The 12,481-nt window shown below is 40.3% G+C and carries 11 protein-coding genes; 4 read left to right on the plus strand and 7 right to left on the minus strand.

The features are described 5' to 3' along the window. Positions 1-108: 108 nt before the first annotated feature. Entirely contained in the window at positions 109-1,908 is a 1,800-nt protein-coding gene (locus tag AACZ88_RS02900; protein WP_339705904.1) for a glycoside hydrolase family 15 protein, read from the minus strand. Positions 1,909-2,010: 102 nt separating this feature from the next. Here AACZ88_RS02900 and AACZ88_RS02905 point away from each other — a divergent pair, with 102 nt between their 5' ends. The 4 genes from AACZ88_RS02905 (at position 2,011) to AACZ88_RS02920 (ending at position 8,531) form a co-directional block, all read left to right on the plus strand. Continuing rightward, entirely contained in the window at positions 2,011-4,224 is a 2,214-nt protein-coding gene (locus AACZ88_RS02905; protein WP_339705906.1) for a bifunctional alpha,alpha-trehalose-phosphate synthase (UDP-forming)/trehalose-phosphatase, read from the plus strand. A gap of 75 nt (positions 4,225-4,299) precedes the next feature. After that, positions 4,300-5,469, plus strand: a complete 1,170-nt coding sequence (locus AACZ88_RS02910; RefSeq protein ID WP_339705909.1) for an MFS transporter — start codon at positions 4,300-4,302, stop codon at positions 5,467-5,469. 18 nt (positions 5,470-5,487) lie between these two features. Continuing rightward, positions 5,488-6,819, plus strand: a complete 1,332-nt coding sequence (locus tag AACZ88_RS02915) for a M28 family metallopeptidase (protein WP_339705911.1) — start codon at positions 5,488-5,490, stop codon at positions 6,817-6,819. Positions 6,820-6,905: 86 nt separating this feature from the next. Further along, positions 6,906-8,531 (plus strand): M1 family metallopeptidase, encoded by a 1,626-nt coding sequence (locus AACZ88_RS02920; RefSeq protein ID WP_339705913.1) that lies wholly within the window; start codon positions 6,906-6,908, stop codon positions 8,529-8,531. Positions 8,532-8,557: 26 nt separating this feature from the next. On the opposite strand, the gene AACZ88_RS02925 is transcribed toward AACZ88_RS02920, so the two are convergent. From AACZ88_RS02925 to AACZ88_RS02950, 6 genes are all read right to left on the minus strand, one after another. Further along, positions 8,558-9,256 carry a thioredoxin family protein gene (locus AACZ88_RS02925; RefSeq protein WP_339705915.1) on the minus strand — a complete coding sequence of 233 codons (699 nt, stop codon included), beginning with the start codon at positions 9,254-9,256 and terminating at the stop codon, positions 8,558-8,560. Continuing rightward, a complete protein-coding gene (locus tag AACZ88_RS02930; protein WP_339705917.1) occupies positions 9,253-9,771 on the minus strand; it encodes a TlpA disulfide reductase family protein in 519 nt (172 codons plus the stop codon). Before AACZ88_RS02930 ends, AACZ88_RS02925 begins: the two co-directional genes overlap by 4 nt. Before the next feature lie 190 nt (positions 9,772-9,961). Beyond that, positions 9,962-10,318 (minus strand): helix-turn-helix domain-containing protein, encoded by a 357-nt coding sequence (locus tag AACZ88_RS02935; protein WP_339705920.1) that lies wholly within the window; start codon positions 10,316-10,318, stop codon positions 9,962-9,964. Between the two features lie 2 nt (positions 10,319-10,320). Further along, entirely contained in the window at positions 10,321-10,614 is a 294-nt protein-coding gene (locus tag AACZ88_RS02940) for a type II toxin-antitoxin system HigB family toxin (RefSeq protein WP_339705923.1), read from the minus strand. Positions 10,615-11,259: 645 nt separating this feature from the next. After that, positions 11,260-11,454: a hypothetical protein gene (locus AACZ88_RS02945; protein ID WP_339705925.1), complete on the minus strand. Its 195-nt coding sequence runs from the start codon at positions 11,452-11,454 to the stop codon at positions 11,260-11,262. 179 nt (positions 11,455-11,633) lie between these two features. Next, positions 11,634-12,287: a hypothetical protein gene (locus AACZ88_RS02950; RefSeq protein ID WP_339705928.1), complete on the minus strand. Its 654-nt coding sequence runs from the start codon at positions 12,285-12,287 to the stop codon at positions 11,634-11,636. Positions 12,288-12,481: the final 194 nt, after the last annotated feature.

The following is a 12,481-nucleotide window of genomic DNA, read 5'->3' on the forward strand; positions in this document are numbered from 1 at the left end:
TGGACGGTTTTTTTATTGTATTCAATTTACGGCAATCGAGAATCTTAGCTTCCCTAACTCATCGTCGAATCAGTCGGGGTTTATATTTCCCAGCCCAAAATCGTTTATTTATCGCATCGATTCCAAAATCGTTTCTTCAGTATGCTTTTTAGAAAAATTAATGGCACATTCGATCAGGGCCAAATGTGAATAGGCCTGAGGGAAATTCCCTAGTAGTCTTTTGGTCTTAAAATCGATGTCTTCACTAAAAAGACCCAAATGGTTACTGTAGCTTAAAAGTTTATTAAAATGGTCCATTGCCTTTTCTTCTTCCCCAATCTTGAAGAGGCTATTAATAAACCAGAATGTACAAATTGTAAAAGAGGAAGAAGGTAGCCCGAAATCATCCTCGTTCTTGTAACGATAAAGAAGGCCGTCATTGCTCAATTCCCGTTCTATCGCTTTTACCGTTCCGATAAACTTGGGGTCTTTGGCTGGTATAAATCCGTATGATTCCATTAAAAGCACCGAGGCATCTAAATGTGATGATCCATACGACTGAACAAATGCATTGACCTCGGGGTTCCAGGCATTGTCATGAATATCGGCCTTTATTTCCTGTTCAAGCTTGGTCCATTTTTCAAGTTTATGGTTTTTCTTAAAAATACGCGCCACTTTAATGGCTCTATCCAATGCTACCCAACATAATACTTTCGAAAAAGTAAAATGACGATCTTCTGTTCGAAATTCCCATATACCCTTATCTGCTTCTTGCCAATGTTTTGACACGATCCAAACGATGCCTTTGGTAATCGTCCATAATTCTTCACCATTTTCAATATCGGTGCTGAATTTCATCAACTGTTCGTAAATTACATCCATTAAAATACCATAGATGTCATTCTGCTTTTGGGCATAGGCCGCATTCCCGATACGAACCGGTTTTGACCCTTTATAACCACTCAAATGCTCTAAGGTCTCTTCGGTAAGCTTTTTCTCCTTATTGATCCCGTACATGATCTGCAGCTTTTCATCTTTATCAGGAATGAGGTCGATTATGAACTGTAAATATCGTCTGGCCACATTTTTATGACCAAGTTCCGATATGACCTTGACCACCATTGAGGCATCACGTATCCAACAAAAGCGGTAGTCCCAATTACGTACTTCCCCAATAGTTTCTGGCAAGGAAGTGGTCGGAGCGGCCAATACCGCTCCCGTTTTGTCATAACTTAACAATTTCAAGGTAATTGCGCTACGTCTTATTTCGTCATTATATTTTCGATAGGCAGGTGTTTTATTGCTCCAGTTGAGCCAATAAACCTTGGTACGTTCCATTTCCAAATAGACTTTCTTCGTCGAGGGCAAAAAGATCTTTTCATTATAACCGATTAAAAAATAGCCATCATCATCCAATTCTATTTCACGACCTTCGACCACGGCATTCTTATTAAAGGAGGTGTATAAGAATACGGTATCAAACTTTTCTGCATGTGTAAGGCTTGCTACGAAATTATGTTTGATATATGATTTGGTCTGTCCTAGGGCGTATTCCAACTTTGGATTGTAAAGAACACGAAACTTGGGCTTTCCCGAAAGATGCTTAACATACCTAATAATCTCTGGCGGAGAATGGTGCCCGCCTTTTTCTTTATGGTAGCGTGGCATGAAATCATAAACTTCAAACACATGCTCACCATCGGAGAACTTGGTAATCAATAGTGCCGTATTTTTTTTATACCGTTGCGTAATTGTATAAGAATCATCGACAAGAATTTCAAAACTTCCCCCAATCTCCTCGTCCAATAGCTTCGCAAATACAGAAGACGAATCGAATTCGGGCAAACAACACCATTCAATCGCACCCATTTTTGAAATTAATGCAGCACTTCTACAATTCCCTATTATTCCGTAGTCTAAATTATCCATTCAATAAAAATCTTAACACAATTACTTTTACAATTGTTTTTACCCTTTGTTTTAACGAAATTTAGAGAAATAATATTCAAAACCAAGTAAAATTTCCGATTTATGGGCAAAACTATCATAATCTCAAATAGACTACCCGTTCAGTTACAAATTAGCAATGGCGACATCACTGCGATTCCAAGTGTTGGAGGGTTGGCTACTGGAATGAAATCGGTACACTCCGGCAGTGATAGCGTATGGATTGGCTGGAGCGGACTTACCGACGAGGAGATTCCCGAAGAGTTGGTTCCGAAAATTGACAAAGCACTTGCCAAACACGGTTCTTCAAAAGTAAATCTAACTACCGAAGAGGTCGAAGGCTTCTATTTCGGTTTTAGCAATCGAACGATATGGCCACTTTTTCATTATTTTTTAGAATACTCAGAGTTTGAGTTGGATAGCTGGAATATCTACAAGACCGTAAACCAAAAATTTGCCGACGCCATTTTAGAAAAAGCGGATGATGATGACATTGTTTGGGTACATGACTATCAATTGATGTTGGTACCACAAATGGTTCGGGAAAAACGCCCGAACATATCGATAGGTTTCTTTTTGCATATTCCATTCCCTTCCTTTGAAATTTTTAGAACCCTGCCCTGGCGTGAGGAAATTCTCCAGGGATTATTGGGGTCAGACCTTATTGGTTTCCACATCTATGATTATGAGCGCCATTTTCTAAGTTCGGTTCGCCGACTATTGGGTCTTGAAGTGAGCTTTAATGAAATCTATCTTGACAATAGGGTCATCAAAGTCGACTCGTTCCCAATGGGTATTGACTACAAAAAATTCAGTGAAGCGGCACAAGAACATTACCAAAAGCCGGCATCGAAACAATCGGAACTGCAACAACGCCTGAACACCCATAAAAAATCAGACCCTGAAGCGAAGTTTTTCTTATCGATAGATCGCTTAGATTATTCAAAGGGTATCGCTAAAAGGTTGTATGCATTTGAATATTTTTTGAGTAAATATCCGCAATACAAAGAGAAGGTTAGACTTATTATTCTTGCAGTTCCATCGCGTTCGAACGTACCACAGTACCAATTGCTAAAAAAAGAAATCGACGAATTAGTAGGCCGTATCAACGGTGAATTCTCAACGGTAAATTGGACACCCATATGGTATTTCTACCGATCTATGCCGTTCGAGAACCTTATCGACCTCTATACTTCGAGCGATATTGCTTGGTTGACCCCATTACGTGATGGTATGAACCTTGTTGCCAAAGAATATATCGCTACCCGTACCGATAAGACCGGGGTGCTTATTTTAAGTGAAATGGCCGGCTCGGCAAATGAAATGAACGAGGCACTTTTAATAAACCCCAATAACTTCGAGCAAATCGCCGACGCACTGTACGAGGCGATTAATATGCCCAGGGAAGAACAACAGTCAAGAAACGAACTACTACAAAATAGACTGGAGCGATACAATGTTGAAAAATGGGCAAATAGCTTTATGAATTCATTGAAAGCTCAAAAGGAAAGAGATTCTGAAAATATATCAAAACGGTTGACCGACAATCGCTTGAGTTCCATTTTAGAAGATTACTCGAAGGCCAAGAAAAGGTTATTGTTTCTTGATTATGATGGTACTTTGGCAGGCTTTCACAACGACCCCCAAAAAGCGGGTCCCGATGAAGAACTCTACGAGTTGCTAGATACACTGAGTAATCAACCGGGCACAGATGTCTACTTGATCAGCGGCCGTGATAAGGAAACCTTTACAAAGTGGTTTCTTCCAAAAAAATACAATATGATCGTGGAGCATGGGGTATGGATATCAACAGGCGGGGAAGATTTTCACCTGTTGGAGAATGTAAAAAACGATTGGATGGTAAAAATTCGTCCTGTGCTGGAATCTTTTGTTGACCGTACACCGGGAAGTTTCATTGAAGAAAAAAATTACTCCCTTGCCTGGCATTACCGAAAGACAGATCCCGATTTTGGGAGTTTAAGGGCGACAGAGCTATCTGAAGTGCTAACCAGTCTGATAGGCACTGATGACCTTAGTGTTCTCAACGGAAATAAAGTGATGGAGGTTAAAAGTAGTAATGTCAACAAGGGTCGCGCTTCTGTACGGATTTTAGGTGAAGATGATTACGACTTCGTTTTTGCGATTGGCGATGATTGGACGGATGAATTCATGTTCCAAGAACTTCCTGAAAGTACGGTAACGGTAAAGGTCAGTAGACAAAAAACCCATGCGAAGTACTATGTTGAGAATACGCAGAAAGTTCGGGAACTTTTAGGCCGTTTTGCGAAACTGAAATAACAGCATGTCGTTATTGACCATGTGTCTTTGAAATAGATAGATAAAGCAATCATTTGAACTCCCGAGCAATTTTAATTGAAACGAAGACCCTATATTCTGCCCACAATTATTAGTTCACAATTTGCCTGTACTTCATTATGGTTTGCAGGCAATGCAATAGTTGATGACCTTGCCATAAAAACAGGATTGGGTGCCGAGATTATCGGCTATGTACTTTCATCGGTTAATTTAGGGTTTATAATTGGCACCTTGGTGTTTGCGGCCCTGATGATAGCCGATCGGTATCCTCCATCACGGGTTTTTATGATCTGTGCATTGTTGGCTGCGGCCTGCAACCTTTTGCTTTTATCGAATACCGTTACGACCTCACTGTTGATCCTGGGCCGTTTTGGCTCAGGTTTCTTTTTGGCCGGAATTTATCCTGTCGGAATGAAAATTGCAGCCGATTATTACGAATCGGGGCTGGGAAAAGCTTTAGGTTTTCTGGTTGGTGCCCTGGTTTTCGGTACGGCTTTTCCCTATTTGATGGGAGGTACAACTTGGGGAAACAATTATACGGTCATTATCAAAGCTACCTCTGGCCTAGCCGTATTCGGAGGATTTCTCCTGTGGATCCTCGTACCGAACGGTCCCTTTCGAAAGCCATCCAAACAACTGCAATTAAAGGCCGGGCCAGCACTTTTTAAGATTGCCGGGTTTCGAAAAGCGACCCTTGGTTATTTTGGCCATATGTGGGAGCTATACGCTTTTTGGGCGTTTACCCCCTTGGCCATCCAAACATTCAATAATCTCAACGAGGCTTCCTTATCCGTTCCAATGTGGACAGGAATTACCATAGCCTTAGGTGGCCTCTCCTGTATTTTAGGAGGTTTTTTATCGGAACAGTTCGGAAGTTACAAAGTCGCCACAAGTTCGCTAGTGGTCTCAGGTGCATTTTGCTTATTGTCTCCCTTACTGTTTCAATTGCCTCCCCTCCTATTCTTGTTCGGATGGTGTATATGGGGAATGGCCGTAACCGCCGATTCTCCCCAGTTTTCCAATATGGTCGCTTCTGCGGTGGCACCAGAGTTTAAGGGCACAGGCCTAACCTTGGTCAATTGCATCGGCTTTGCGATAAGTATTGTCAGTATTCAACTATTGTCTTTTAGCGCAGAGAAAATCAATCCTAGCTACGTCTTTTTGATTTTATTGGTAGGACCGGCATTGGGAACCGCCTACCTTTTAAAAAAGAACACCTATCTCTAATATTTATCAGTGATACAAATGAAAAAATCAATCAACCTTCTCGCCCTTTTTATAACTACTTCGATTTGGTCTCAAACCGATTCTAGAATCTACGACATTATCGACGCCGTATCGGAGAAACGGATAAAGGAAGACGTGACCCAATTGGCTAATTTTGGTACCCGCCATACATTAAGCGATACGATTTCGCAAACCCGGGGCATCGGGGCGGCACGCCGTTGGATCAAATCGGAATTTGAAAAAATAGGAAAATCCTGTGGTAACTGTTTGGAGGTATCTTATCAAAAGAATTTTATAAAAAAGGGACACAGTAACCGCATTGTAAAAGATGTAGAAATTGTCAATGTGGTCGCTATTCAGCGCGGTAAAACCCACCCCAATCGCTTTATCATTATGAGCGGGGATATCGACTCACGTGTCAGCGACGAAAACGATTTTACATCCGATTCGCCCGGGGCCAACGATAACGCCAGTGGAATGGCAGGTACTCTCGAAGCTGCGCGGGTGCTTTCAAAATACCAATTCGAGAATAGTATTATCTATCTAGGACTCTCTGGGGAAGAACAGGGCCTTTATGGCGGCCAAGGTTTAGCGGCCTATGCCAAAGAACAGGGCTGGGATATTATCGGCATTTTTAATAATGATATGATTGGCAATATTTCCGGGGTCGATGGCATTGTCAGCAACGTCGATTTTAGAATTTTCTCCGAACCTGTTCCCCCTACCGAAACAGAAAAAGAGCGCAGGGCCCGACGGTTTTATGGTGGTGAAGTCGATGGTATTTCACGCCAGCTCGCCCGGTATGTGCACAAAAACACCCGTACCTATATGCCTGAAATGAACCCGATGCTTATTTATCGGCTGGACCGCTTTGGTCGTGGTGGACATCATCGACCGTTCAACGATGCAGGCTTTGCAGGGATTCGTATTATGGAAGCCCATGAAAATTATACGCAGCAGCATCAAGACATTCGTTCTGAAAACGGAATCGATTACGGTGATGTGCTGGAACATGTGAATTTTGCTTACGCCAAAAAATTGACTGCGGTCAACGCCATTAATCTGGCTTCCTTGGCATGGGCACCACCGGCACCAAAAGAAGTAAAAATAGGCGGCATCGTAGCGCCATCGGCCAAATTGCAATGGAGTAAAGTCGACGGTGTCATTGGCTATAAGATATATTGGCGTGATACGACGGCACCCACCTGGGACCACAGCAGGTATGTTGGCGATGTAACGGAACACACCTTGACTGGCGTGGTTATTGATAATTTCTTTTTTGGTGTGGCCGCGGTGGGAAAAGACGGATTTGAAAGTCCGGTAGTCTTTCCCAATGGGGTTTTTCGTTAAATGCTGCTAAAAAAATTCTAAATTTCAATTATTCTTTGGAATTTGGTCCATTAAAAAGATAGATTTAGCTTTTGAAATTGAAAACTATGAAAAGGAAAGTACTTGTTGCCTGTATATTGACCGTAGGATCATCGATAGCTTCCTTCGGCCAAAGTTTCACCGAACAAGATACCCTTCGTGGTAGTATTACCCCCGAGCGTGCCTGGTGGGATCTTAATTATTATCATTTGAATGTTGAAATAAAGCCTGACGAAAAGTTTATTTCGGGCAGCAATACCATTCGGTATAAGGTTTTGGAGGAAAATAAGGTACTTCAGGTCGATTTGCAACCTCCGCTGAACATCGAAAAAGTTACGCAAGATGGAAAGACGTTAAAAGTACGGTCTAACGGAAATGCCCATTTTGTGCAACTGGAAAAACCCCAGCATAAAGGGGATTTCAACGAAGTCGTCGTACACTATTCCGGTCACCCGAAAGAAGCGGTACGTGCCCCTTGGGACGGTGGTTTCTCATGGAAAGAAGACAGTACCGGCAAACCTTTTGTCGCTACCTCTTGTCAAGGCCTGGGCGCCAGTGTATGGTGGCCCAACAAAGATCATATGTACGACGAAGTCGATAGTATGGCCATCAGTGTGACCGTGCCCAAAAACCTGATGGATGTCTCCAACGGAAGACTGAGAAGTATAGAGGAAAACGCTGATACCAAAACCTACCATTGGTTTGTGGCAAACCCTATCAACAATTACGGCGTCAACGTAAACATCGCCGATTATGCCCATTTCGATGAAGTATATCAAGGTGAGGCCGGGCCGTTGACGATGGACTATTATGTGCTTCCACAAAATTTCGATAAGGCCCATAAGCAGTTTTTAGATGCCAAAAAAATGATGAAGGCTTTTGAACATTGGTTTGGCCCCTACCCTTTTTATAAAGACGGATATAAATTGGTAGAAGTGCCTTATTTGGGTATGGAACACCAGAGTTCGGTAACCTATGGCAACCAATATAAAAATGGCTATTTGGGCAGGGACCTCTCCGGAAGCGGTTGGGGTCTAAAATTTGACTTTATCATCATTCACGAGTCAGGGCATGAATGGTTTGCCAACAATATTACCTATAAGGATGTGGCAGATATGTGGATCCATGAGAGTTTTACCGCTTACTCCGAAAACCTATTTGTAGATTACTATTACGGAAAAGAGGCGGCCTCGGAGTATGTTATCGGAACACGTAAGAATATCAAAAACGACAAACCCATCATAGGAACCTATAATGTAAATGCGGAAGGCTCTGGCGACATGTATTATAAAGGGGCGAATATGATACATACCTTACGACAGCTGGCCGACGATGACGAAAAATGGCGGCAGACCCTACGCGGACTCAATAAAGAATTTTACCATCAAACCGTAACTACAGCACAGATCGAAAATTATATCAGTGCGCAATTGGGGCAAGACCTTTCGGTTTTCTTTGACCAATACCTACGCACAAATCAAATTCCTTTTTTGGAATATAAATTGGATGGCAATTCCATAAAATATCGATACACCGATAGCGTAGAAGGTTTTGCCATACCCATTCGAGCTTTTGTGGATAAAAAACCACAATGGCTCAGCCCTACTTCGGAATGGAAAACAGAAAAATTGGAAGGCGATCTATCGACCTTTACCGTCGATCAAAATTTTTATATTAAAACAAGGAGACTATAAGATTTCTAGCAAAACCCTCACGTGTTTTAAATCGCTTTTACCGGACACCCGATAGCTTTGGTAAAAGTAATTTCGGGCTTTTCGCCTTGTTGCTGTGCCTGTATGGCGTTTTCAAGATAGTTGACCTTTGCATCAGTGGCAGAGCGTGCGTTATCGTCTATGGTACCGATATACTGTACTTTTCTTTCTTGGTCTAACAGAAAAACATGCGGTGTTCGTACGGCGCCATATTTTGGGAATACTTCGTGTTTTTCATCGGCTAGATAGACAAATGGAAACTCCTTTTCTTTGGCTCTTTTTTGCATCGCCTCAAAACTTTCCCTTTGACTACCTTCACTTACATTGGGGTTAATGGCAACCACAGCGTACCCTTGTGCGGCATATTCGTTATGAATTGCAATTAAACGGTCTTCATACATTTTGGCAAAAGGGCATTCATTACAGGTAAAGACTACGATGTACCCTTTGGCATTTTTAATATCCGACAACGAAAACATTGAACCGTCTACATTTTTGAGTTTAAAATCGGTAGCGACATCTCCGATTTTATACCCCCCGATTTCATCCAGTGTTTTGGTTTGTTCGGGACTGTGACCGCCACCTCGAGGGCCTTTACGTTCGCCGTTCGGCGGTGGCCCTTTTCTGTCTTGGGCATTTATGGTCGTAGTGGTTAAAAAACCACACAATAGGAACAGTGTCAAAGCGACATTCATTTTTTTAATCATTTTTTTGGATGTATTGTAGTATTGATTTCTTGTTGTAAATCTTCATTGTTATCAAATGGGCGCTCGTAAAAGGCGCGCTCTTTATTATTGAAAATTATGGTAAACGGAATGGCACCCGACCAATTGGGGTCAATTTTGTCGATCCAGCTATTGGCATCGGGATCGTCTAATAAGACCACGTCTGTGGTGATGCCTCTTTTCTTTAAAAAAGGTTTTAGCTTTGTTTCAATATCTTCGGGAAAATCGAGACTTACCAATAGCATTTCTACCTCTGGATGGTCTTTTTGATACTGTTCAAAAACGGGTAGCTCTTTGATACAAGGCGCGCACCACATGGCCCAAAAATTTATGATATGGGTTTTATTGGTTTTGGTATATAACAAGGGCTCCAACGATTCAAAGTCATGGATAGGAATCTCTGCGGTACTTGAGTTCTCGTCCGCAATACCTAAATCGCTTTGGGCTGTAAAACCCAGAAATAGAAAAGAAAGTATAAATAGACTAATTTTAGGCATCCCCAATCTGCTCTTTTATTGTAATATTTTAGACGAATGCTTTTGTAAAAGGTTTAATTGAGGCCACGAATTTTAGGGAAGGGCGCAAGAAATCTATCGACCTTTACCGTGGATCAAAATTTTTATATTAAAACAAGGAGGTTATAACATTTCTAGCAAACCAGTTCGTGGAGGGGTTACGCGCCTTTTTTTAATACTCTTGAACTAGAACTTCGGTCGGAATATGAAGCGTCGTATTTAGTTTTCGTATCATATCTAAAGTAAGTTTTCGTTTTTTATTCAATATTTCGCTTACCCTGCTTTTAAACCCAACAACTTTAGCTAAATCTTTTTGCTTCATTCCCATTTGTTCCATACGGAATTTAATGGCCTCGATTGGGTCTGGCATGCCGATCGGAAAATTTTCGTTTTCATATCGGTCTATCAGAATGGAAAGTATTTCGAGTTCGTCTCCTTCTACCGTGCCCATTTTTGCATCAAAAATCCCTTCAAGTCGGTCGAGGGCATTTTGATAGTCTTTTTCGTTTCTAATAGGTACAATATTCATAATCAAATGTTATTTGCGTCAATTTTATCATATGCTGCGTGAGTCCCAATAAATCGTATCCAACATATTTGGAACTCAAAGTTGAATTTTACAATTAAGCGATAGTTGTTCCCTTTGATATTGTAAACAATTCTGTTGTTTTTTAGAATACTCGCGCTGGGATATTCTTTCTTTAAATCGTTTATGTTTTTCCATTCGGATTTTTCGGTTTCACTATACCACGACTTTAATTGCGCTTCACAATCTGCGTGTTTTTCCCAAAAATCTCGTAAGGTCCGTTTTGCAATTACCCTCACTTTACCCTAGTTTGAAACAAAGATAACAAAAAAAGTTACCGAATTGGTAACTTTTTTTAATTTTTAGCTTGTTTTCATTGCTTATATTTCCCCCTTCGGGTTTTTGTGGATAAAAAACCACAATGGCTCAGCCCTACTTCGGAATGGAAAACAGAAAAATTGGATGGCAATCTATCGACCTTTACCGTTGATCGTAATTTTTATATTAAAACAAGGAGATTATAAGATTTCGCGCTGACATTTATATCTATGATGTTCATATTAGTTGATAAACATAAAAACGGAAAATTAGCTTTCCATTTCTGACTTGACACCGAAAAAGCCTCTTAAAGAGGCTTGAATGGATCCGTTTTTTATGAACTAACGGCTTGTGCAACGGTTACTATCTTAGCAAATATTTTTATCAGAAATAGTTGAAGAACAGCTCAACAAAAATACCAAGGACAAGACTTAATATGGCTACCAAACGAGATAAACGTTTTAATTCAAATGGGTTTGCAAATGCTAGCCATATACATAACAGCCCACAAAGCGATAAAATTATTGTTCCGTATAAAGGTACGATGCTGTCGAAAAGACCTATTTGATCAAAGAGAGGGTCTAGCAAGGCTGTAAATCCAAAAATAGCTAAAGCGAAATTCGTTTTTAATGGCCTACAAAGAAGTAGTAACCTGCTATTAAAAGTTCAACACTTATGGCCAAAGGACCAAATTGGTTATAATATTCCCTTTTAAAATAGGCCTCAAATCCTTGAGGAAATTCAATCCCTAATATAAAGGCAACACTTAAAACAACGCCAAACAGCAAAAACAATAATGAAATAATTTTTCTTTTTTTCATAAGGTCTTTCCAAATTTTTGCCAACGTTAATGTATATGAGCTGTGGCGTGTCTCGCAACAATCCTCGCCAAATAAAAACTGGCTTTGGAAAATCCTGCGGATTTTCCAAGTGGACACAGACCAAGCCATAGCTTATATACGGTATTAGCCTTTGTTATTTCATTATTTTCATTATAATTTTAAGTCAGATACACAATAAAAAAGGCTATGTTGTATAATAAGAAACATATTAAAGCGACAACATAAGGTTTGTAATCCTTCCCATTCCGTTTGTCCATCCAAATTAGGCCTATTAATATTAAATTCATAATAGCATATGTAATTGGCATTGCTATTAAGTCATTTCCAAAAATATTAAATGTCCACCTTCCAATAGTTGGGTCAATAAGAACCACTGCTGACGCAATCATATATCGCATATGTTTAGCAGTTTTTTTTCGGTGCTTGATAGCCAGAAAATATAGAACAATCAAAATGAGCATATTTCCAATTGGAAAAACCAAATAATCATAATCTTCCTTTTCAATGACTTTATAAATCATTACGAGAAAGCTCAATATCCATAATAGGAAAATTACATAAGTGCTCTTTCCAATAATTTTGTGCCATTTATATTTTTTATTTACAATAAGAAACGGTTGCGTAATTAATATAGCAATCCATAATGCAGATAAGAAAAAGTGTAAATGAACAAGAGTGTCAATATGTTCATTAAATTCTGGGAATAAACCAAAATAACTAGGGTAAAATCCGATAACGGTTAAAGGAATAATTAATAAAAAAATGTAACCTAAATTCCGATAGTTTATTTCCATTTGGGTTGTTTTTTTCATAAAGGCTAACGTCTCGGCAAGTAGGGCAGTAAGGAAACCTTTTCGTTTCCGTCTGGTCTGCGAGCCAAAGCTTTTTGTTTTGTAATTATTTTATCTTTTTTAATTGCCAAATCCAAAAGATTTTGCGGTGCGGCTCGACACGCCCAGACCTTTGGTTTACTCACTTACGCGCGCATTGAGTATAGCCAATGTTG

The sequence above is a fragment of the uncultured Kriegella sp. genome (genome assembly GCF_963975415.1).
Lineage (GTDB): Bacteria > Bacteroidota > Bacteroidia > Flavobacteriales > Flavobacteriaceae > Kriegella.